Genomic DNA, 24959 nt, shown 5'->3' with positions numbered 1-24959 from the left:
CAAATTAGCAGAAATATAATCTTCCAACTAAATCGTTTTCGTAATTATACATATCTTTGCTTGCATTTAAATTTATAATAATGAACACATCTTATACAGTAAAAATCAATGACGCTTCAGAAATTGATATTACAAAAAATGACGCATTAGCATTAGATAATATAAAAATTGCTCCTTCAAAATTTCATATACTTCAAGAAAACAAATCGTTTAAAGCAGAAATCACAGAAGCAGATTTTAACAAAAAAACGTATAAAGTAAAAGTTAACAACAACACATACAAAATACTAATTAACAATAGTTTAGATTCGTTAATAAAAGAAATGGGATTTACCATTGGCGCAGCCAAAAAAGTAAAAGACATAAAAGCGCCAATGCCTGGGTTGATTTTAGATATCAATATAAAAGTAGGTCAAGAAGTAAAAGAAGATGATGCTCTTTTAATTTTAGAGGCCATGAAAATGGAAAACGTTATAACCTCTCCAAGAGATGGAATTATAAAATCGATTTCTATAAAAAAAGGAGATGCTGTAGAAAAAAACCAACTACTCATTGAATTTGAAGCATAATCTAAGTAAACTATAAACAAAAAGATTCCCGTTTTTTAGGGAACGATAAATAAATTTATCGATGAAAAAAATACTAGTAGCAAATAGAGGTGAAATTGCCATTCGTGTGATGCAAACCGCAAAAAAAATGGGCATCCAAACCGTAGCAATCTACTCTACTGCAGATAGAAATGCACCACATGTAAAGTTTGCAGATGAAGCCGTTTTTATTGGAGAAGCTCCTTCTAATCAATCGTATTTATTAGGAGATAAAATTATAGCTGTAGCTAAAAATTTACAAGTAGATGCTATTCATCCAGGATACGGTTTTCTTTCTGAAAATGCCGATTTCGCAGAAGCTTGCGAAAAGAACAACATCCTTTTTATTGGTCCAAAATCGAAAGCAATTAAGATTATGGGAAGCAAATTAGCAGCAAAAGAAGCTGTTAAAGCATATCATATACCAATGGTTCCTGGTACAGATGAAGCGATAACAGATATTCCTGAAGCTAAAAAAATAGCTAAAGAAATAGGCTTTCCAATCCTTATTAAAGCTTCAGCTGGAGGTGGTGGAAAAGGAATGCGTGTGGTAGAAAAAGAAGCCGATTTTACTTCTCAAATGGATCGTGCTATTAGCGAAGCTGTTAATGCTTTTGGTGATGGTTCCGTGTTTATTGAAAAATATGTGACTTCACCAAGACATATCGAAATTCAGGTAATGGCAGATACACATGGTAATGTGATACATTTATTCGAAAGAGAATGTAGTGTACAACGTCGTCATCAAAAAGTAGTAGAAGAAGCACCTTCTGCCGTTTTAACTCCAGAAATGAGAGAAAAAATGGGAGAAGCCGCAATAAAAGTCGCAAAATCTTGTGATTATGTTGGTGCTGGAACTGTAGAATTCCTTCTAGATGATGATCTTAATTTCTATTTTCTAGAAATGAATACTCGTTTACAAGTAGAGCATCCAGTTACAGAATTTATCACAAATACAGATTTAGTAGAATTACAAATTCGAGTAGCTAGAGGAGAAACACTTCCTATTAAACAAGAAGATTTAAAAATTCATGGCCATGCGCTAGAATTGCGTGTATATGCCGAAGATCCTTTAAACGATTTCTTACCTAGCGTTGGTAATTTAGAAGTCTATAAACTACCTATTGGCAAAAATATTCGTGTAGATAATGGTTTTGAACAAGGTATGGATATTCCAATTTATTACGATCCTATGCTCGCAAAACTAATTACCTTTGGAGAAACTAGAGAAGCAGCTATTGAGCTTATGCTAAAAGCAATTCAAGAATATCAAGTAGAAGGTATTGAAACCACCTTACCATTTGGAAGCTTTGTTTGCGAACATGAAGCATTTCGATCTGGAAACTTTGACACACATTTTGTGAAAAAATATTACTCTTCAGAAGCTTTAAAAGAAAAGCAGGAAGAAGAAGCTAAAATTGCTGCATTAATAGCTGTTAAACAATATATTGAAGACCAAAAAGTATTGCGATTACCTATAAAATAATTTACAATACTCAAGATATAAAAACAGTAGCGATGTTTCATTATTTTAATTTAAATAAAAAGTAACCATACACTGCATTGCGCCTTTGCGTTTTTGCGAGAAAAAAGTATTTAAAAATGGAATCCAAAATAAAAAACCTCAACGAAAAACTAGCACAAGCCTATTTAGGAGGTGGGCAAGCAAGAATTGATAAACAACACCAAAAGAAAAAACTAACAGCTAGAGAACGCGTTATGTACTTACTAGACGAAGGTTCTTTTGAAGAAATTGGTGCTTTGGTAACACATAGAACGAAAGACTTTGGTATGGAAAACCAACAGTTTTATGGAGATGGTGTTGTAACTGGTTATGGAACCGTAAACGGAAAACTTATTTACATATTCGCACAAGATTTCACTGTTTTTGGTGGATCCTTATCCGAAACACACGCAGAGAAAATTTGTAAGGTTATGGATTTAGCGCTTAAGGTAGGTGCACCAATAATTGGTTTAAACGATTCTGGTGGAGCACGTATTCAAGAAGGTGTTCGTTCGCTTGGTGGTTATGCCGACATATTTTACAAAAACGTACAGTCCTCTGGAGTGATTCCGCAAATATCTGCAATCATGGGACCTTGTGCTGGTGGTGCTGTATATTCGCCAGCAATGACCGATTTCACTATTATGGTAGAAGATACCAGTTACATGTTTGTAACCGGTCCAAACGTTGTAAAAACAGTAACGAACGAAGAAGTAACTAGCGAAGAACTTGGTGGAGCGAGTACACACTCTTCTAAATCTGGAGTAGCACATATTACAGCTTCCAATGATGTGGAATGTTTAGAAGATATTAAAAAACTTATAAGCTACTTACCTCAAAATAATACTGAAACTCCCACACAACTTCCTTTTGAATTACAAGACGAAGTACGTGATAACTTATCGAATATAATTCCTAGTAATGCAAATAAACCGTATGATATGCATGCAGTTATTTCTGGTATTATTGACGAAGATTCGTTTTACGAAATACATAAAAATTATGCAGAAAACATTGTAGTAGGTTTTGCTCGCTTGGGCGGAAGAAGTATTGGTATTGTTGCTAATCAACCTATGTTTTTAGCAGGTGTTTTAGATGTTAATAGCTCTAAAAAAGCGGCACGTTTTGTTCGTTTTTGCGATGCATTTAATATTCCGATATTAACATTAGAAGATGTTCCAGGATTTTTACCAGGAACCGATCAAGAATGGAATGGTATTATTGTACATGGCGCAAAACTTTTATATGCTTTTAGTGAAGCTACTGTACCTAGAATTACTGTAATTACTAGAAAAGCCTATGGTGGCGCTTACGATGTAATGAATTCAAAACACATTGGTAGTGATATGAATTTTGCTTGGCCAAGCGCAGAAATTGCGGTTATGGGAGCTAAAGGTGCTGCTGAAATTATCTTTAAAAAAGAAATTAAATTAGCTGACAATCCAGAAGAAAAATGGAAGGAAAAAGAAGCAGAATACGCTGCACTTTTTGCAAATCCGTATAGTGCTGCAGAACGCGGGTTTATAGATGAAGTGATTCTACCTAAAGATACCAGAAGAAAGCTAATTAAAGCTTTTGCAATGCTTGAAAATAAAGAGGTTGTAAGACCAAAACGCAAACATGGTAATATTCCGTTATAATTTCTGCGCAGACAGAAAACCTCTATATCTTAAGTCATTTTTATCATGCACCACACTCCTACTATTAGCAGTATACTTTCGCCAGAATATCTTTCAGGATTTGTAAAAAAGCAATATAATCTAGATGCTTCTACAACGTGTAGCATTTTAAAAACCGGAATTAATCATACCTATTTAATTTCATCTTCATCTAAAAAATACGTTTTACGCGTCTATTTTTTAAATTGGAGAACCCAAAATGAAATTGAAGAAGAATTAAATTTATTAACCTATTTAAAACTTAATGGGCTTTCTGTTGCCTTTCCTATAAAAAATATAAAAGATACTTATATACAAAGTTTAAATGCTTCCGAAGGAAAACGTTTTGCAGTTTTATTTTCTTATGCAGAAGGGGAAACGATACGAAATCCTTCCAAAGAAATTTGCAATACTATTGGCAAAACGATGGCAAAATTTCATCAGTCTACTTTAAATAAAACGATAAACAGGATAGATTACAATGCGAATACTCTTGTAAGTGAAGCCTATCAAACTGCAACAAAATTCTTTAAAAAAGGGTCTGAAGAAATGGCTTTTTATAAACGAGCAAACAGTAGAATTACTACCGAATTTGAAATGGCAAATACCGGCGAATTACGAAAAGGTGTTGTGCATTTAGATTTTTGGTATGAAAATATGAAGATTAAAGGTGCTACTGAAATTACCATTTTCGATTTCGATAATTGCGGTAATGGCTGGCAGTTTCTAGATATTTCCTATTTCTTAATGATTTTGTTTAGGAACGAACCTAACAAAGAAGTTTTTAAACAAAAACAAATTGCTTTTTACGAAGGCTATGAAAATATCACTCCAATTAATAAAGAAGAAAAACGATTAATTCCTTTTGGTAGTTTAGCGATTTGGCTACATTATAATGGGATTCACATCCAACGATTTAACGATTTTTCTAATCCGTTTTTAAGTGAGGAATTTTTAAAATACTGGATACATACTGTCAAGCAATGGATGGTATTTAATACTATAAAAATTTAAAAAACTATTTACTTTAAATTTTTGCCTGATATGTATACAGTTCAAAGTATCTTCCTTGTGAAGCAATTAATGTATCATGAGTACCACGTTCAGCAATTTCACCATTTTCAATAACTAGAATTTGATCCGCTTTACGAATCGTACTCAATCTATGTGCAATTACTATAGTCGTTCTATTTTTAGTTAATTGCGATAAACTCTTTTGAATTAGTGCTTCACTTTCTGTATCTAAATTAGAAGTAGCTTCGTCTAGAATAATAATTTTAGGATCTGCCAAAATAGCTCTTGCAATGGCTATTCGCTGTCTTTGACCTCCAGATAGCTTCACTCCTCTTTCACCAATTAAAGTTTCTAAACCATCCTCGAATCTATCTGTAAATTCATTTACATACGCTGCTTTTATTGCTGCTTGTACTTGTGCTTCGGAAGCATTTGGCCTAGGAAACATAATATTTTCTCTAATGCTTCCTTCAAATAAAAACTCATCTTGCAAAACAACACCTAAATGTTTTCGGAAGCTATTTAATTTTACTTTAGAAAGATCTTGACCATCAATTGTAATTTGACCAGATTCTGGATTTAAAAAAGTTGCAGATAATCCAGCGATGGTAGATTTTCCAGATCCGGAACTACCAACCAAGGCAATTACCGAACCAGAAGGTGCATTAAAATCTATATTGTGTAATACAGGTTTACCTGCTTCATAAGAAAAATTAACCTTATTAAATGCAATGTCTCCTTTTACTGTTTGTAGTTCTATGGTTCTGTTTTCGTCATCCGCTTCAGCTGGCATATTCATTAGCTCTTCTGTTCTATCTAAACCAGCTAAGGCTTCGGTTAATTGACTTCCAATATTACTCATTTGAATAATTGGTGCAATCATAAATCCTAGAACTAAAGTAAAAAACAGAAAATCTCCAGTAGTCATTTCATTTTGAATCATATAATAACCACCAATACCCATAATTCCCGTAGTTGCCACTCCTATTAAAAATGTAGAAGAACTTGTCATTAAAGCAGTAGCTGTTAAACTCTTTTTTACATTTTGATATAATCTATCTACTCCTTTTTCGAAAGCTATGTTTTCTTGTTCTTCTGCATTAAATGCTTTAATTACACGAACTCCTGCTAAAGTTTCGGTTAATCTACCAGTAACTTCTGCATTAATTTTACCTCTAGTTCTAAAAATTGGTCTTATATATTTGAATGCTTTTAATGCAATTACTCCGAAAATAGATAACGGAATAAACACAAAAAGTGTCATCCATGGATTTAGTTTAATTAAGATAATTAGTGAAATAATTGCTGTAAATGTTCCTCCTACTAATTGTACTAAACCTGTACCAATGAGGTTTCTAACTCCTTCCACATCGGTCATTATTCGAGAAACCAATGCACCAGACTTGGTATTATCGAAAAAACGAATTGGTAGAGAAAGCACTTTTTTTTGTACTTGTGCACGTAACTCAGAAATTAAATATTGCGCTTGCACACTCAAAATTTTAGTAAGTAAAAAAGAAGTAATTGCTTGCACTGTTATTGCACAAATTACAATTAGAATTAAGGTCCATAATTTACTTGTGTTTCCACTTGGGACTACATCATCTAACAATACTTTACTTTGCCAAGGCAGTATTAAACCAGAAATACTTTTAATTACAATTAATACCAAACCAATAAACACCAATTTACGCCTAGGCCAAATAATGGTTTTAAACGCCTGTTTTAGGGTTACTTTTGACTTAGATTTATCTTTAGAGTCTGGAGTTTTTAAATGTTGCATGTCTATTATTATATCTAGCAAAGATACGTTTGAAAACCTAATAGGCTTTAGTGTAAGAACAAATGTTTTGTTAATTTAATACTATGGCACAAGTTGTATTTCCTATTTACAACCTCTTATAATAAAAGAAAGAGCCACTTTCGCGGCTCTTTTTTCCTTAACATTTAATTTACGAACTACTCTATAAGTACTTCCTGTAATTTTTTCTTAATTCAATTTATATGGAATTCAAATATCATTAATTACTAAACGCTGCTAAAAATTAAAATAAAACTTTGTTAATTGAAATAGAACCATCAGAAAGAGAAGTTCTAACAAATAGAACACGCTGACTTTTTGTAATAGAATTATCTTTAAATATTGTAGCATTTATTCCTTCTTTTTTAAATATTCTTTTTCCTAAAACATCATAAATTACTACTTTATCTATATTATGTAAAGAAGACTTTATTTGTAATTGTTCATTTTCATCACTAGAAATAAGTACTGCACTATTACTATTAACATTAATAATTTCTTCAATACCTAAAGTTTGAGTATTAAGATCAGACTCCCAAACACCTCTACCATAGGTTCCTGCTCTTAATTTATTGGTTGGATAAAAAATTTCTAAATCTCTAACAGCAGCATTAGGTAAATTAGTCATAAATGGTTGCCATGAAGTCACATTATTATTAATAATAAAGACACCAATATCTGCTCCTACATAAATTTCATCTGCAATACCAGCATTTCTAAAAACCAGCGTATTTATTGGTACGTTTGGCAGTCCTGCAGAAATATTAGTCCATGTTACACCTCCATCGGTAGATTTAAATACTTTATTTACACTATCATAACCAGAATATGTTACCCAAACTTTATTTGCATCTATATTAGAAACAGTTATACTTGAAAATGCAACAGTAGTTGGTAATGTACCTGTAATATCTGTAAATGATCCTCCTGAATTTGTTGATTTAGAAATAGCATCCATTTGTACCGTATAAATAACCGTTGGATCACTTGGTGCAACTACAAAATCTGTAATACTACCAGTACCTGGAGATGTTCCTAGAGCCGACCAATTGTTACCTTGATCTACAGATGTGTATAACGTTGGTGTACCACCAGAATAAAGTTTCAAGTGATTTACTGGATCCATTTTAAAAGGACTATAAAAATCTATACCAGTTGGAAGTCCTGACTGAATTGGTGTATTTGTTTCGGCAGGATATTCAACACGACTATATTTGCCTTCTACATATTGCACATAAATAATATTATCATCTGTATAATCGATAAAACATTCACCTCCATCACCTCCATTGATACCATACCAATCATTTAATGAAACATCGTTTAAAATAGTCCCATTATCTTGCTCACCAGCAACAATACCGAAAGGGTTGTTACTAGACAATCCCAATTTAACAACTTGACCAATGGCTAAATTACCGCTAATATCTGTCCATTGATCCCCATTATCGGTAGAAATATAAAAGCCACCATCATTACTCGAATACATTATTGAAGAACTACCTGGTTTATATACAAGCTCATGAACATCTGCATGAATCTCTCCGGAATTCCAAACCGATTTATTTGACCAATTTACACCACCATCTGTAGATTGCCAATGGTTAACACCACCTACTGTAATCGTATTTGGTGCTGTAGGAGAAGCTACAATTGCTAAATCATAAAATGCTTGTCCACCAGAATCGGAGCCATCAAAATCATATCCTAATAGGTTTGGTGTTGTAGACATGGTAGTAAAATTATTTCCACTATCTGTAGAACGATACGTACCCATATAAGATTGATCGCTATCTTTACCAATTACCGCATACACATAAGAGTCATTTCCAGGAGTTACAGCCAAAGCTATTCGAGAAACATTAGAAGTTGGTAAGCCATTACCAGCTAATGACCAAGTTGCTCCAAAATCTGTTGATTTATAAAATTCTGTACCAGAAGCATACACAGTTCCAGCATTTAATAATCCTGGTTTAAATTCCATATCCTTTAATACTGGAGTACCACTACTAAAAGTACTACTATAATAGGTATCCCAACCATCTGTGGTATAATAAGCACCATAGCTTGAGGCTACAATCATTTTTAAAGGATCATTTGGATCCATCAATAATTTAGAAAGTTTCTCCTCGTATGATGCAGGATCAAAAACAAGAGATGTAGTATTCCATGTTACACCTCCGTCTTCAGATTTTAAAATCCCTAAACTATTTCTATTACCTTCAATATCTCCAGTTGCTAAATACATTATTTGTGTATTGGTAGGATCTATTGCTAAATCTGAACATCCAATAACCGCTAAGAAATCTGTATTTGTGGTCCAAGTTGTACCTCCATCTGTAGAATTCCATAAACCACCATCTGGAGCTCCAACATACATGTTATTTGCATTTGTTGGGTCGAAACGCACAAAATTTACTCGCCCAGCTCCAGTACCTGTATAAGGCAAAGGTCCGTTTGCGGCACCTATTGGTCCAAGTTGAGTCCAGTTACTTGTTACTGTAGTAGAAGATCTATTAAATGGATTCGCTTTTGCTAATTGCCATTTCAAATAATTATCGTAGGTTGTAGTAGGTAATGACATATCTCCAGAAGGATATACTCTTGGTGTCATATAATCTTCCCAACGCTTAAAAGGTTTATATCCTTTTCCTCTTTCTGGTGATTTACCTTTCCAATAAGTATTAAAATTTTCTTGTACTTGATAAAAGGTAACTCCTTCGTTATTATTCATTTTTGTCCAATCTATTTTCGATTGAAATTTCGAATCGGATTGTGAAAACATCATTACATATGAAAGCAACAATGTTACTAAGTAGATTTTTTTCATTTTTAAAAGTAGATTTATAAATTATATATCTACAAAAATCCACATATTCTATTTTAGTATCATAGTTTTAAACTACGCAATAACTACGCATTCATAAAATAGCTTGTTAAGTGTTGTTCTGCTTTGATTCTTCAAATACTTTATTAATATAATCCACAAGTGAAACACTGTTGGTTATACCATCTATTTTTTTGGTAATTCGGTATCTTTTACTCTCTACAGCTCGCGTTGAAGTATTTAAAAAAGCTGCAATTTCTTTATTTTTGAAACCCGTAAAAAGATAATAACATATTATTTGCTCGGATGAATTTAACTCTGGATGCAACACATTAATTTTTGAGAAAAAGGAAACATTTAGATCATTAATTAATTCTAAATGGCTTTCTCCTTTGGCTAATATAGTGGAGGAGTTATGATGAATTTTTTTATAAAGTTCTTTTATTCTATTTCGTTGTTCTAATTGATTATTTAAAACAGCAATATTTTTTACTTCCTTTTTTACTTCAGTAATATAATCTTCTAAACCATGAACTTTTACTTGAAGTTTTTCATGGTTCTTTTTTAAAAACACAAATTCTTTATCTCTTTTATTAAACTCTTTAAAAGACTGTTTTATTTTTTTATAACGCATACTTACAAATCCAGCTAAAAAAAGTAAAACCAGTAATGCAGCGATAAACAAATTTCTATTTAAATATTTTTTTTTGGTTTCTTTAAGCAAGAGATTTTCGGAATCTATTAATTCATTATTAATTTGAATACTTGCATCTAGAACTTTATTCATTTGTAGAGCTTCAAAATCTCGTAAAGAATCATTAAAAGCATTTCTGGTATCAAAATCTTTAATACGATCATAATAATCGAAATTTAATCTAAAATAATTTCGGGTATCGTGATCATTCATTGCTTTTCGCAAGGATCCAAATTTTTGTAAATAAACTTGTAATGAATCTATATTATTTTTTTTAAAATAAAAATTAGCAATAGCTCCATACAAGGTAACCTCATGTTTATTATAGAGTGACTTTGGTATTGTTTTATTCTTTTTTAATTTTTTTAAATGATTAAAATATTTGTGGGCATTATCTATATCGCCCAAATTAGTGTAATTAGTGGTTAACATAAATAATGCATACATATAGTAATATGCATCGTCTTCTATACTTTTATAGTACTCTAAATCTTTAAAAATTATTGCGTTGCTCTTAAAATAGTTTTTATTATTTAGAGCCATATAAGCGGTCATTTGTTTTACCTCCGCTAAACCGTTAGTATTGTTTGAAAGAGAATAATACTTTTCAGCTTCATTTAAATATTTTAATGCTAAAACAGAATCTTGTTTTACTAAATGAATATTATAAAAAAGTTCTAAACTACTCATTCCTGCAATGTCATAATCCGCTTCAATTTTAGCATACTTTAAAGCTTGCATGAAATTTTGAAACACTAATGTTTGCTCATCAAAATCATCATTAATAATTCCTTTTAACTGATAATATTCAGCCAAACGACCTTCAATATTTTTATCAATAGGTTTCGGAATAGAATCTAAATAAACATTTGCTAATTTTTTGTTTTCATCTATATAACTAGCTGCCGAATCTATAAACTTTATAAACTCAGTTTTATTAGATTGTGCAAATAAACTAAAAAAGCTAAAAAATAATACGAAAGTAAAAACGATACCTTTTGGGTAGCTATTAAACATATTTATACTTTATTTAATGAAAGTGTAAATGTAAAAATAATATGATATTTTCATTCTAATAAAAGTTGTATGTTTTTAATTAAAACAGTAATCTTTTATAATTATTGATCTAACAAACGTCTGTGATAATTTATTTGCCCTAAATGATAGGAGAGGTGCATGGTAAGATGTACTAAAAAATATTCGGTCGTCATGGTATCTTCAAAAACCCGACGTCTATATTCTTTTTGTAAATCGGCTTCTGTTAGATTTTTCAACGTATGCTTAACAACCAGAATAGTATCTTGAATTTGTTTAATTAATTCTGTTTTAGGAATATCTTTAAGTGAAAACTCTAATTCTCGTTGTCTTATATATCCTGAATTACCTAATGAATCGCCTATAAAAGTGTTTAAATTTCCTACCAGATGAAGACATAAATTGCCTGCAGAATTTTTAACATCACCTTCTACTTTCCATAAGTTACTTTCGTTGGTATATGCATTTATTTCTGCTATAATTGCGTTTAAATCTCTATTGAAAAGTTTACTTAAAGTTTCTATTAACATAATTAAGATTTTATTAAGATTGGAAACCCAAAAATAGCTAATAATTGGCTTACTTTTGCAGGATGCAAGAAAACCAATCTGTAAAATTAGAATTCATATGTTTAATGGCATCTTTAATGTCGATTGTAGCATTAGCAATTGATGCAATTTTACCAGCAATGACTTCTATTGGCATTTCTATTAACAGTCTGGATAGCAATAACAACCAATTACTAATTACTATGATTTTCTTAGGTTTAGGATTTGGACAATTATTATTTGGGCCATTATCGGATAGTTTTGGAAGAAAACCAATCGTTTATATTGGGTTTTCTATCTTTACTATTGGTAGTATTGTTTGTGTACTATCGCATAGTTTAGAAGTCATGGTATTAGGAAGAATACTTCAAGGTATTGGTTTAGCTGCTCCTAGAACAATTGCAATTGCTGTGATTAGAGATATGTACAAAGGAGATTACATGGCTAAAATTATGTCTTTTGTAACTACTTTCTTTATTTTAGTTCCAGTGATCGCTCCTGTAATGGGGAAATTTATTCTTAATCATTATGATTGGAAAGGCATTTTTTATGTGCAATTAATCATGGCTTTTTTAGTTAGTATTTGGTTTTGGAAAAGACAACCAGAAACACTTAAACCAGAATATAAAATCAAATTTAGCAGGCATGTTTTTTTAGATGGTTTAAGAGAGTTAATAAAACATAAAGAAACAATGGGTTTTACTGTGATTTCTGGTTTTATCTCTGGGGCTTTTATTGTCTACTTAAGTGCTTCTCAGGTTATTTTTGAAACGCAATATGGTTTAATTGAAGAGTTTCCTTACATTTTTGCTGGATTAGCAGCAGGTGTTGGTTTATCTACTTTTTTAAATGGTAGCTTTGTTATGCGTTTAGGTATGTGGCGTTTATCGTATTTTGCTATTATAGTATTTAGTGTAAACGCTTTATTATATGTTTCCTTATTTTGGAATGCAACTACAAATCCTTCTTTAGCAATCATTTTAGTTTTTATGGCCATACAATTCTTTACCATTGGCTTTATTTTTGGAAATTTAAGAGCCATTGCGATGGAACCTATTGGGCATATTGCAGGAATTGGAGCTGCTATTACAGGTTTTGTTTCTACTATAATGGCTGTGCCAATTGCTAATTTTATTGGTAGTTTTATTCACGATACTGCTTTACCTCTATTTATTGGGTTTACGGTATTTGGTTCCCTTTCCTTTTTAATCTTTATTCGAATGCGGGTAATTCATAAAAGAGAAGAAATACAAGCTTAATTTCTTTTCGTTCTTCTTATTTCTAAATCTTAAAACACTACAAAAAACATCTTAATCTTCTTTAAAAAGCACCTGAATCTACCTCTTTTATAAAGTTTATCAATCCTTTAAAAAATACTTTTTGATCATCAAATTGCGAGAGATGGCTTCCATTAGGACACAATAAAAATTGTCCATTTTGTACTTCTGTAGAAATCCATTTCATATGTTCTGGGTCCATAGTGTCATGTGTTGCACCAATAGTTAATGTTGGTGTTTTAATTTCTTTCAATCTATCTTTAACATTCCAATTTTTAAGAGTTGCGTCCCCTTTTATTCCAAATTCACTTGGTCCTTGCATGGTGATATACACATCTGGATTTAAATGTTTAAAACTTCTATTTATCGGTTCTGGCCATTCTTCAACAGGCATTCTAATTACGTGTTTGGTATAATAGTTTTTTACTATTAAATCTAAATAACGTGTATTCTCATAATCTTCTTTTTCTTCAAAACTCATAATCTCTTTTAAAACTTCTGGATCTAGCTTAGGAGCCAAAACTTCGTCAGAATATTTTTGATAATCTGGTATAGAAGCAACCATATTAGAGATAATTAATCCTTTTAAATTTTCTTGATATTTTAATGCATATTGCATGCCTAAAATACCGCCCCAAGATTGTCCATAAAGATAAAAATTATCTTTATTTAAACCTAAAGCGATTCGTACTTGTTCTACTTCTTCTACAAAGCGATCTAAATCCCAAAGGCTTAAATCTTTTGGTTGATCGCTGTAATAAGATCCTAATTGATCATAATAATAATATTCAATATTTTCTTGTGGAAAGTAGCCATCAAAACACTCGTAAATTTCGTGTGTCATTCCTGGGCCTCCATGTAATAATAGCACTTTCATTGTAGGATTATTTCCAACACGCTTAGTCCACACTTTAAAATCTCCTTTTGGTGTTGTAATTGGTATCATTTTAATCCCGCCAAGAAATTGATCTTCAGTATTAGGTTGTAAATAAGTTACTGCAGAAGAATGTATGCCAACAGCTTCAACTATAGGAGTATTTTCTTCTTTACAATTAAAACACAATAACAAGGATAAAACGATTACAAGTAGTTTAGTTTTCATATAATGGAATAATTAGAACACGAAGTTACTTAAATTATTACTAATTATTAGCTATAACATTTTACCAACAATATGATAATTATCAAGTTATTAATGAATGATTTTCTATAACTTAGTACAATGAAGAATACTATTGCAGAACGTATTTTAGATTTCTTAAAAAGCTTCCCTCCTTTTGATGCATTAACTTACGAGCAACTCTTTACTATAGCTTCACAAGTAAAAGTAATTTATCTTGAAAAAGAGGATTTTATATTTAAGCAAAATGAGCATTTGCACGATTCGTTTTATGTGGTAAAAGATGGTGCTATTGGCATTTATAGAGGGTCTAGTTTGGTAGATGAATGTGACGAAGGAGATATTTTTGGATTGCGTGCTTTAATTAGAAAAGATTCATATTTACTAGATGCCAAAGCAATTGAAGAAAGTATTGTATACAGTATGTCTTCTAAAGTGTTAGAGGATATTATAATTACCAACCCCAAAGCCAATCAGTTTTTAATTGCAAGTTTTGCTACCAATACAAGAAATCCGTATTCGGAAGAAGATAAAGGAACGCTATTTGCCAACGAAGACTTTTTGCAAACCAATAGTACTAGTTTTACCGAAGTTCAATCGGCTAACTTCTCTAAAAACCCAATTATTTGCAAAGCACATACTATTATTAAAGAAGCGGCTTTAGTTATGAGTAAAAACAAAGTTGGTTCTATTGTTATTACAAAAAACAAACAACCAATTGGTATTATAACAGATAAAGATTTACGTAATAAAATTGCAACAGGTTTACATGCAATTACAGAAGAAGTAGAAAACATTATGTCCTTCCCTGTTATTACGTTTCCACAAAGCATAACCGTTGCCGAAGCACAAATAGCGATGCTAAAAAACGATATTTCGCATTTATGCATCACCAAAAATGGTTCGCCAAACTCAGAACTTATTGGTATTTTATCCGAACATGATATTATTGTTATACATGGTAACAATCCTTCGGTTTTAATTAAAGAAATAAAGCGAGCAACTACAGCAGAAACACTAAAATACATAAGAGAAAAAGCGCAAGAACTACTAACAAATTATATAGAACAACACATACCAATTTCATTTATTGCAAATATTATTTCTGCGATAAACGAAGCTATTACTAAACGTATTATTACTATAAGTATTTCTGAAATGAACCAAGAACCGCCAGTTAGCTTTGCTTGGTTAGCTATTGGTAGTCAAGGTAGAAAAGAACAATTACTACTCACAGATCAAGACAATGCCTTGGTATTTGAAGATGTTACCGATGAAGATACCAAAGACAAAGTGAACACTTATTTTATCAAACTATCCCTAGCCATTAACAACAAACTAAACACAGTTGGTTTCGAGCTATGCCCAGCAAACATGATGGCAAGCAATGCTAAATGGTGTTTATCTCTTGCCGATTGGAAAGCACAATTTAAAAGTTGGATTACACATCCAGATGAAGATACAATACTGTTATGCAATATCTTTTTCGATTATGATATGGTTTACGGAAATCAGGAACTGGTAGATGAAATGTCTACCAGTATTTTTGAAGCTATAAGCAGTTACGAGATATTTTTAAATTTCATGGGTCGAAATGCTTTAAAAAACCCTGCGCCTTTAAGTTTTTTTAGAAACTTTCTTGTGGAAGATTCTGGAGAACATAAAGACCAATTCGATATCAAAGCAAGAGCCATTATGCCTCTGGTAGATGCTGCTAGACTATTCATTTTATCGCAAAATATTAAGGGAGTCAATAGCACAATTGAGCGTTATAAAAAGCTAGCAGAAATAGAACCGCAAAACAAAGATTTATACGAATCGTGTATTAGTGCTTTTAGAATATTATTACGATTTAGAACACAACAAGGATTAAAAAATAAAGATTCTGGTCGCTTTATAAATGTTAATCATTTAAGTAAAGCAGATCGATTAAAACTTAAAGGCTGTTTTAAGCCTATAAAAAATATTCAGGAAGCATTAAAAACACGCTTTAAACTCTCTCAATTATTATAGATGCATTGGTTTAAACGTAAAACATATCCAGATTTTTATAACGCTTACGCGGAAAGTTTTAAAGGTAAAAAAAAACCTTTAGAAGCTACACGATTTGTAGTATTTGACACCGAAACTACAGGGCTAAATACGAAAGAAGATTATATTCTTTCCATAGGAACCATTACTGTTCAAGATTTTACTATTCATGTTGCAGATAGCTTAGAGTGCTACTTAAAACAAGACCATTTTAATGCAAAAACGGTAGAGATACATGGTATTTTAAAAGCTGGTAATATCACCAAAATAAAAGAAACCGAGGCCATTAAACTGTTTTTAAAACATATTGAAGGCGCAGTTTTAGTTGCACACCATATTGCTTTCGATGTTGCTATGATTAACCAAGCATTACAACGTATGCAATTGCCTAAGCTTAAAAACAAACTAGTAGACACAGGACAACTTTATAAAAAAACCAAATACGTAAAAGACAACAAACACTATAGCTTAGACCAGCTATGTACTACTTATAATATTACTATGCACGATAGGCATACAGCTTCTGGTGATGCATACTTAACCGCTATGTTATTTTTAAAACTATCTGCTTTATTGAAAAAAAAGAAAAATAGAAATTTAACCTTACGTGATTATTAAGGATATACATTATGTGTTTAACATGCCAACCTGTTATTAATAATCCCTTTTACTTTATACGATACTTACATACTGAATAAAGCACCAAATTGTATCTTTTATATTTCTTGTTTTATGTTTAACACTTAACGTTTCTTGCCTTTAGCCTTTACCTCTTTTATTTTTACATAAATCAATTTCATTCGTCCTCTAGCATCTTCGCGACGTTCGATTTCGAAATTTTTTATCGATTTAATTAAAGGGGTTAATTTTTGAAACCCATAATTTCTAGAATCGAAATTTGGTTGTTTTTTTTGTAATAAACTTCCAACATCACCTAAAAATGCCCAACCATCATCGTCTGCAACATCGTCTATAGTTGCTGCAATAAATTTAATTTCTTTTTGAGTTATGGCATCTAACTTGTTTTGTTTGTTTGTTTCTTTTTCGGTAGAACTACTATCGCTTTCTTCTGCTTGATTTTTAAGAATTTCGATATAAATAAATTTATCGCAAGCTACAATAAAAGGATTCGGTGTTTTCTTTTCGCCAATACCATATACTTGCATTCCTGCTTCTCGTAATCGAGTAGCAAGACGAGTAAAATCGCTATCGCTAGACACCAAACAAAAACCATCTACTTTTTGCGAGTACAAAATATCCATAGCATCAATAATCATAGCAGAATCTGTAGCATTTTTACCTGTTGTATATCCATATTGCTGGATTGGCGTAATGGCATTTTCTAACAGCATATTTTTCCATTTAGAAAGATGTGGCTTGGTCCAATCGCCATAAATACGTTTAATGGTTGGATTTCCATATTTTGCAATCTCCTCCATCATTTCTTTTACATAGGCGGATGGTATATTATCGCCATCAATAAGTACTGCAAGTTTTATGTCTGTCATTTTTTTGTTTTAAATAATTGTGTATAAAGATAATGGCATTATAACATAAAACCACTTTAATAACTAGGTTTATTATAATTAAAATACATTATGTGCGTTACTTGTAATTTCTTATTCCGTTAAGCCATGGGGTTTAACAGATCTATTATGTACTATATTATTGTTTAAGGGAGTGTTTAAATATAACATCTTTTTAAAAACTGAATACGTAATGCTTCGTAAAAACAAGATTTTTAATGGTACTAAAAAAGCAACTTTTTTTGGTTGCTTTTTGCATTAGTGATTGTAGTGGCATCCTTTTGCTTTTTTGCAAAAGATATAACGAAAAGCACGACGCTTTGTAGCTTTGCGGAAAAGGGTAATGCCCAAGTTTAAAACGTTTTTATTTTGCTTTAGGTAGTACTAAATTATGCTTTTGTTTTATTAAGCTTAATACAATGTAGTTTATCTAAAACCACCATAATACAGTATGTAACGTCTATTTCGTGCCATTTTACGCCAAAATTTGCGCGTCCGCTGTGTGTGTGGTGATTATTGTGGTAGCCTTCTCCCATCATTAAAAAATCGAATGGTAGTAGGTTTTTTGAAGTGTCGCTTACTTTAAAATTTCGGTAGCCATAAATGTGTGCAAACCAGTTAATTATTACGCCATGAATTGGTGCCATTAAAAAAGCAACTGGTAATAATAACCATTGCCACCAAGCGGTTGCAAATGCGATAAAAAATATGGTGTATGCTGCTGCCCAAACGACTCTAGATATTCTGGAGCTTGCAAAGGCATCGAAGCTTTGCCATTGTGGTACGTTTTTAGTAAACTTATCTGCTACGTCAATTCGTTTTTGGTTAATGTCTTGGTATATGTTTTTTGTTCTCCACATCATTGCAAATACATTAGCGTCGTATTTTGGAGAGTGAGGATCTTTTTCGGTATCTGCATAAGCATGATGCATTCTATGCATAACGCCATAACCATAAGCGCTTAAATAATTAGAGCCTTGAAATACCCAAGTTAAAAAGAAACATACTTTTTCGGCAAATTTAGACATGGTAAAGGTTTGGTGTGCTGCATAACGATGCAAGAAAAAGGTTTGAAAAAATAAACCGGTATACCATAAAATAATAATAAATATAAGAATTGCCATAGTGTTTGCTTAATACACAAAGGTCTGCATACTGGATGCCAATTAAAATGAATCTAGGTTAAGAAATTTGTTTTCTAATTCGGCTTAATGCTTGTGGTGTTACACCAATATAGGAGGCGACATATTTTAACGGAATTTCTTTTATTAGGTTTGGTCTTTCGGTAAATAAATTAAGGTAACGTTCTTTTGCTGTTTCGTTTAAAAGGGATTGTTCTCTTTTAGATTTTATAAGAAACAAACGTTCTGAGGAAAGCCTCCCAATTAGATTTCCGATTGCTGTTTTTTCGTATACTTCTTGGAGGTCTGCATATGAAATACTCCAAACAGACATATTACTTAAAGCTTCTATTTGGTATAAGGAAGGGGTTCTGGTTAGAAAAGAATCGTAGGCACTTATGAATTCGTTTTTAAAACAAAACCCGAAGGTGATTTCTTTTTCTTTTTCTTCTTTAGGAATTAAAAAACGTGCGATTCCTTTTTCTATAAATGAGATGTAGTTTTCGGTTGCACCAACTTCTAAAAGTTTCGTCTTTTTTTTAAAGACTCTGTTTTCTAATTTTGAGGAAAACAATTGCCAATCTGCATCGGAAACTGGAACCGTTTTTTCAATATACTCTCTAAAATTCATGCACTATTTTTTGTGTGTAGCAAAGAACGTTATTTAATTTTATAGTTTAAATGAAAACCTTACGATTTTATACTTTTATAAGCATAAAATCGCAAGGTTTTTTGTTTTTAAGAAAGAGGTTGTTTTCGCATTAGGGATTGAACGCGTGTTTGAGCTCCTCGCAGAGAGCGAGTAGTGAAAGCCCGACAGTTTGTAGCTTTAGCGAAAAAGTGAAATGCCCAACTAATTAAGCAACTTTTCTATTTCTAATTTTATTGTTTTTAATTGTTCTCTAATGGTTTTATCTTTTATATAACATAGTAAAAAGTCGATTTGAATAATTTCATTTTTAATATATCGTGGACTATATAGGAGCTGAAAAACATGTTTAAACCTGTCTATAATATCTATTTCGATGTTTGGTTTAAAGTTATTGTTGATTAGCATGAGCCCGAAATTAGCTTCTGCCATACCAATTAGCACAGAGACATCTAAGTCGGTTTTATCATAATCTTCTAGTTCTTGATGAAAATCTATTAGGTAAGATTTTATGTCTACACTGTTTTCGAAAGCGCCACTATTTGCTATTAGGTCTTCTAGTTTTTCGTCGTCTAAAAGTTCTATAATATGTCCTATAAATATTAGGTTTGACATAGCATCTAAGCTATTACCATCGTATTTATTGGTAGAAGTTTTATACGAATCTACATACATTGCAAATGCTTTTTTAAGGTATTCTATTTTTTTGTTTTTAGATTCTAAATGTGTTGATGCTAGTTTGTAAGCATTACCAACAATGTTTAATCGACAAGGGTTTTTGCCTACTAAAGTTAAAAATTCGATTTCTTGAAGATCGTTTATAAGCGTTTTATTATTTAAATGATTGGTTTTAATAATACAGTATTGCTCTAAGGCTTCGATTGAAAAATTACCATTTGAGTAAACAAATAGGTCTTTAAATTTTTGTAATGCTATTTCTGTTTCGCCTAACTCGTTGTACACTAATGCTTCTTTTTCTAAAATATTAGCGTCTAGTAGGTTTGCTTGTTCTACTTTTTCTAAATAGTATTCTAATTTTTTAAGTGCTTGATTGCTGTTATATTTTTGATCTCTAATCGCTATTAAAAGGTTATCGAAATCTGTATATACTTGAGAAGGGATTACATATTCGAATTCTTCTTTTTTATTAGAACCTCTAGTAAAAAATCTATAAAACTGATTTCCGTAACATTGATATGCTCCCCAAGTATTGGTATTAGAATGGTTTTGATAACATGCTAATCTTGCTTTTTGTACAGCACTACCAAACATATCTCCATCGAGCATGTTTTTATAAAATACTTCGGAAAACGTTTTTGCTGCAGCATCATTGACAGCCCAACCTGAAATTACAATGGCCTTTACTCCCATTTCTATAAGTTGCGTTCCTACGTTTGCAGCTAATCGGTAACGTTCTCTAGTATATTTTTCGTCTTTTACATTTATTGTACCTGAATAACAACAATTAATAAACACAAATTCTGGTACGTACCCCAATTGGTTTATGGTTGCTGGATCTATACAAATGTTATCTCCAATTGCGATACCTACTTCTTTATTTTCTGGATCGTATAAACCATGTCCTGCAAAATGTAATATCTTATATTTTTTATTAAACAGCTCCATCATTATAGGTGCTGCCGAGGCACTAATCATAGAATTGGTTTCGAAACCAAACTGATTTAATTTTTTGGTTACCCATTCTGCTTCTTCTTTTGCTGCTGGTAATTGAGGTAAATTGTCACTATTATATATTGGGTCTCCAACTACAAAAACACTGTTATTATTTAAGGATACTTGAGTGTTGTTTGTTGCGTACTCTGTTACTAGTTGTCTAATAAAACTAGAACTCACTGCTGCTGGTGTTTCGTCAGTCTCGTGATCGTGTAAAAGTTCCCAAGGTATTTGTGCCGCATTTTTATCTAACTTGATAATCATATTGGCTTGATTTCTAAAAGTGTTTTTAAACTCGTTAGGTATTAACATTTCAAATAATGCCTTAGATAATCTTTGGTCCCAAGTAGATTGATAAGATTTTTGTTGTAATAAAAAGTTAATTTTATATAAGCCAATATCTATCATTTCTTGTTCAACTCTTGCCAACCCATTAGAGGAATAATATTTAAATCCTACTACATTGTCTTTTTCATTTTTATCATTATCTGATTTTAAAACACCATTAATGTGTAGGTTATACCACCAGTTATATTTGCTATCGGAATATAGTTGTTTCTTTTTGGCTCCTGCTCTACGCAAAACACCTTTTGTTAGATTAATTAAAATTCGGTTATCATTATCTTGCATTCTACTTAAACTGAAATATGCTTGACTTGCTACAGATTCGTAATAGTTAATAATTTCTAAATCTTTAATTTGTTTTAAACCTTCTCCTCTATCTTTTATGTATGCATTTGCTGCAGATATGCCTAGTAAAATACCTTTAAGAGAATCTTCTAACGGTAATTTACCATAACCAATACCTATTAATATTGCCGAAATTCCTGTAGCATATTTTTTAGCTTCTGGTAAGGTATAGTTATCTCGCAAAAACATGGCGTACTTTAGGGTTGCCATTTTTACTGTTTTAGCTAATAAAAAAGTGGTTAATGTATCGGAGCTTCCTAGTCCGCAAATCACAGCTCCTTTTGGTTGGGTTTTTAAATTAAAAAACACTTCGCTTTCACCTACTTTACCTGGATAATAACCAATATCTAAACGCTGCGACAAGCGACTATTTAAGTAACTATCTAATGCTTTTTCTGCGCTTAAAATTAAATCCATATAAAAATGACCAACCAATACTGGATAAGAAGAGATACGTAAATCACCATTTATTACGCTAACATTAATCATTTCTGCTTCCTTTTCTGCAACTTGTTGTGTATCGAATAATGCTTTAATAATATCCTGTTCATTGTTTAGTGGTTCGGCATATTTATATACTTCGCTAATTACTTCGCCACTTCTAGATTTTGGTTGTTGTGTACTTAATTTATTAGTACTTCCTGTTGCGATTATATCTTCAAGACCATCAAAAATATAAGACTCGTTTGCTAACTCGCCATGCGTTGTATTGGAATAGTATAAATTTGGACTGCCTATTAATTGTTTCGGAATTCCAGATTGCCAGGTTACACTTCCGTCGCCATAAGAGGTTGCTTTATATACTAGTTTTTCATAACTAGATAAAAATCTACTTTTAAATGTATAGTCGAAAACAGTTTCGTCTGCTTTTCCAGCTACATAATATATATTTTTAAAAAAGTCTTTATTTTCCTGTTTTTCTAAATCTTTAAGAAAGTCAAGTACGCTTATTCTAAAATTCTCAAACTCCTTTAACGATCTCGTATTTTTACTAGCTGGAGGCATGTGTTTTAAATTGGCTACTTTATCTAAATCTGCCCAAAACTGTGGATCCCAAAACGGTCTTTTGCTATATTTTTCTATTGGTAATAACTCGAATACTCCAGGGTATTTCCAGAAAATTTTTAGTAGGTCTTTTTTGTTATTTCTAAAGTCTAAAGCGGCTAATTGTTTTACTCGTCTGCTATGACCTGTTAGTACTTCCATGATGAGATAAGAGCCCATCCAAGGTGTACCAAGCATAATAAATTTATTCTTTTTATTATCAGAAAACGCAGCCCATAAATCTTTAAAATCCATCATGCATTGTCTAGCAACTAATCCTCCCATAGAATGCGCTATAATATTAATATTAGCATTCGATTCTATTAGCTTTTCTAATTGACTACTTAATTCTTTTGCAGCACCTTTTAGAGATTTTCGCCAGTCAAACTCTAGGGTTATTACATCATACTTACCTGCATAATACTCACTTATTTTAGAATAAAAGTCTTTAATAATACCTGAAGCTTTTACTTTATCTGAGCTAATATTTAATTCATTTACAATAGCTCCTTTATTAATGTTACGCATGTTTACCCATTGGTCATCTTCATCGGTAGCTAAAGTAGATCCCATAATTCCTGGAATAATAATAACAACATCTCGAGTAATATTACTTGGTTTTAATGAAAAACCTTCTAACGAAAACTTATCAAGTATTACTCCTCTATCTCCATTTTCTGCATTAAGAAGTTTCGTATAAACAGAAGCTGGATGTTGTTCGGAATCGTTAAAAGCCTGGATAATAGCATCGCAAGATTTTACATTAGAAAAGTATTTAAAATGATTTGTATTACTTCCTTTGGAAGGAAAAACGTGAACCCCATTTGTTCTTTGTACACCATGAACCATACGATAGGTATCCACTACAAGATCATTTGCTGTTCGGTAAAAAAGATTAGCAAGAATTACTTTTAGCGAGCTAAAGTTTACTCCTGAAACATCTGAATCTCCAGAAATAACATACAAATCACCAGCAACAATTGTATCTGCCGCATTCATCATTTTTTGAAACAAAGATTCTGGCATCATGCTATTTAATCCTGGCAATACTTCAGGGTTTTCTTTTTGAGAAATCAATTCCATAAGGAAAGATTTTACAGCTTCATACATTGGATTTCTAACACCTAAAGCTATAGAAATAGCGTTTAAAAGGAGATTAAAAAAATGATCTGCTCTTCTAGAAAGAATAGTAGTTCCACTAGCTGGAGCTGCTACTCGTACTACTTTATCTATTTTAATTCGCTTATTTACTACTAGCGCATTAATTTCTTGCATTAGTTTATAGGAATGCGCATCTTCTTTTTTTAGAATACTTAATTCATTTTCGCTAAAACCTACTTTAGAAATATAATTTCTAAAATCACATTTAGCTAAAATATCTGCTATTAATCCTCCTCTAGAATGGCTTAATATATCGATAGTACAATCTTCTGGACAAAGTTTTAAAAAATCTAATGCATTTTGCAATGGGCTATGAGATAAGGTATAATGTTCTAATGCTAAAATATTGTCACCATAAATATCCATTATTTCTTGCCATGTATTACTACTATTTAAACTACCAAAAGCATCAATAGTAGTAGATAATGTACCATGAAGTAATACTAAGTATTTATCTTGTTTTGATTTTTTATAAGGCACTAATTTAAAATTAGCATCTACTTGATATAATCCTGGATGTGGCTGAATTTTTTTATCATAAGTCTGACCAAGAATCTTCATAGAAACTTGAGCTACTTTTTTTGCCTTAAAAACACTAAACACCTTTACTAAAGCGCGTTTAATGAGTCCTCTAGAATTTTCGTCTGTTGCTATTTGAGTTTCAAATAAATAATCATCGTCACCACCAGATCTTTTTTCTAATGTTTTTTCATTATATATTTCTTGAATATCTTCTGGATGCCCTATCCATTCTGTATTATCTGTAAATTGCAAAGCCAGCAAATCGTGTGCTTCAAATTCTACAATTATTGGTTTATTTTCTGATCTATTAGAAGATACCTCAATACTGGTTTTTAATTCAAATTTATTGTGTAATGCTATTGGTAGAATACTATCAATATTATCCACTTTAATTTCATTTCCGTAAAACTTTGCTTTTTTTATCATAATACGCACCTAATTAATGTTTTATAAAACATATAATTCACGCGCAGAAA

At 31.6% G+C, this 24959-nt stretch carries 16 protein-coding genes; 7 read left to right on the top strand and 9 right to left on the bottom strand.

From position 1 onward, the window contains the following. The first annotated feature begins 80 nt into the window (after window positions 1-80). From Q4512_RS11135 to Q4512_RS11120, 4 genes are all read left to right on the top strand, one after another. Window positions 81-569, top strand: a complete 489-nt coding sequence (locus tag Q4512_RS11135; RefSeq protein ID WP_303424440.1) for an acetyl-CoA carboxylase biotin carboxyl carrier protein subunit — start codon at window positions 81-83, stop codon at window positions 567-569. Window positions 570-630: 61 nt separating this feature from the next. Further along, on the top strand, window positions 631-2073 hold the full coding sequence (gene accC / locus Q4512_RS11130) for an acetyl-CoA carboxylase biotin carboxylase subunit (RefSeq protein ID WP_303424437.1): 1443 nt from the start codon (window positions 631-633) through the stop codon (window positions 2071-2073). Window positions 2074-2189: 116 nt separating this feature from the next. Further along, complete coding sequence (locus Q4512_RS11125; RefSeq protein ID WP_303424435.1) at window positions 2190-3731, top strand: acyl-CoA carboxylase subunit beta; 1542 nt, start codon at window positions 2190-2192, stop codon at window positions 3729-3731. Between the two features lie 45 nt (window positions 3732-3776). Continuing rightward, a complete protein-coding gene (locus Q4512_RS11120; RefSeq protein WP_303424433.1) occupies window positions 3777-4763 on the top strand; it encodes a phosphotransferase in 987 nt (328 codons plus the stop codon). Window positions 4764-4776: 13 nt separating this feature from the next. Here Q4512_RS11120 and Q4512_RS11115 read toward each other — a convergent pair whose 3' ends face one another. The 4 genes from Q4512_RS11115 to Q4512_RS11100 all read right to left on the bottom strand — a co-directional run bounded on the left by Q4512_RS11115 (window position 4777) and on the right by Q4512_RS11100 (window position 11650). Next, on the bottom strand, window positions 4777-6546 hold the full coding sequence (locus Q4512_RS11115; RefSeq protein ID WP_303424430.1) for an ABC transporter ATP-binding protein: 1770 nt from the start codon (window positions 6544-6546) through the stop codon (window positions 4777-4779). A gap of 262 nt (window positions 6547-6808) precedes the next feature. Then, the gene (locus Q4512_RS11110) at window positions 6809-9394 is read right to left on the bottom strand and encodes a hypothetical protein (protein ID WP_303424428.1); all 2586 of its coding nucleotides are present in this window, start codon (window positions 9392-9394) and stop codon (window positions 6809-6811) included. A gap of 106 nt (window positions 9395-9500) precedes the next feature. Further along, the gene (locus tag Q4512_RS11105; RefSeq protein ID WP_303424426.1) at window positions 9501-11102 is read right to left on the bottom strand and encodes a hypothetical protein; all 1602 of its coding nucleotides are present in this window, start codon (window positions 11100-11102) and stop codon (window positions 9501-9503) included. Between the two features lie 101 nt (window positions 11103-11203). Further along, the gene (locus tag Q4512_RS11100; protein WP_303424424.1) at window positions 11204-11650 is read right to left on the bottom strand and encodes a DinB family protein; all 447 of its coding nucleotides are present in this window, start codon (window positions 11648-11650) and stop codon (window positions 11204-11206) included. 62 nt (window positions 11651-11712) lie between these two features. Here Q4512_RS11100 and Q4512_RS11095 point away from each other — a divergent pair, with 62 nt between their 5' ends. Then, window positions 11713-12927, top strand: coding sequence for a multidrug effflux MFS transporter (locus tag Q4512_RS11095; protein WP_303424422.1), 1215 nt, complete (start codon window positions 11713-11715; stop codon window positions 12925-12927). Between the two features lie 61 nt (window positions 12928-12988). Here Q4512_RS11095 and Q4512_RS11090 read toward each other — a convergent pair whose 3' ends face one another. Further along, the gene (locus Q4512_RS11090) at window positions 12989-14047 is read right to left on the bottom strand and encodes a proline iminopeptidase-family hydrolase (RefSeq protein ID WP_303424421.1); all 1059 of its coding nucleotides are present in this window, start codon (window positions 14045-14047) and stop codon (window positions 12989-12991) included. Window positions 14048-14167: 120 nt separating this feature from the next. Here Q4512_RS11090 and Q4512_RS11085 point away from each other — a divergent pair, with 120 nt between their 5' ends. Both Q4512_RS11085 and Q4512_RS11080 read left to right on the top strand, forming a co-directional pair. Continuing rightward, window positions 14168-16078, top strand: a complete 1911-nt coding sequence (locus Q4512_RS11085) for a DUF294 nucleotidyltransferase-like domain-containing protein (protein ID WP_303424419.1) — start codon at window positions 14168-14170, stop codon at window positions 16076-16078. After that, complete coding sequence (locus Q4512_RS11080) at window positions 16079-16714, top strand: 3'-5' exonuclease (protein ID WP_303424417.1); 636 nt, start codon at window positions 16079-16081, stop codon at window positions 16712-16714. Between the two features lie 125 nt (window positions 16715-16839). Here the strand turns inward: Q4512_RS11080 and Q4512_RS11075 are convergent, their stop codons facing one another. The 4 genes from Q4512_RS11075 to Q4512_RS11060 form a co-directional block, all read right to left on the bottom strand. Beyond that, the gene (locus Q4512_RS11075; RefSeq protein WP_303424414.1) at window positions 16840-17604 is read right to left on the bottom strand and encodes an NYN domain-containing protein; all 765 of its coding nucleotides are present in this window, start codon (window positions 17602-17604) and stop codon (window positions 16840-16842) included. Window positions 17605-18011: 407 nt separating this feature from the next. After that, complete coding sequence (locus Q4512_RS11070) at window positions 18012-18746, bottom strand: acyl-CoA desaturase (RefSeq protein WP_303424411.1); 735 nt, start codon at window positions 18744-18746, stop codon at window positions 18012-18014. Between the two features lie 58 nt (window positions 18747-18804). Further along, a complete protein-coding gene (locus Q4512_RS11065; protein ID WP_303424408.1) occupies window positions 18805-19374 on the bottom strand; it encodes a Crp/Fnr family transcriptional regulator in 570 nt (189 codons plus the stop codon). A 222-nt stretch (window positions 19375-19596) separates the two neighbouring features. Beyond that, window positions 19597-24909 (bottom strand): CHAT domain-containing protein, encoded by a 5313-nt coding sequence (locus Q4512_RS11060; protein WP_303424406.1) that lies wholly within the window; start codon window positions 24907-24909, stop codon window positions 19597-19599. Window positions 24910-24959 lie beyond the last annotated feature (50 nt).

Origin of the sequence: Oceanihabitans sp. 2_MG-2023 (assembly GCF_030547245.1) — a bacterium.
Taxonomy (GTDB): domain Bacteria; phylum Bacteroidota; class Bacteroidia; order Flavobacteriales; family Flavobacteriaceae; genus Oceanihabitans.
This window is presented reverse-complemented; position numbering and strand designations above follow the sequence as displayed.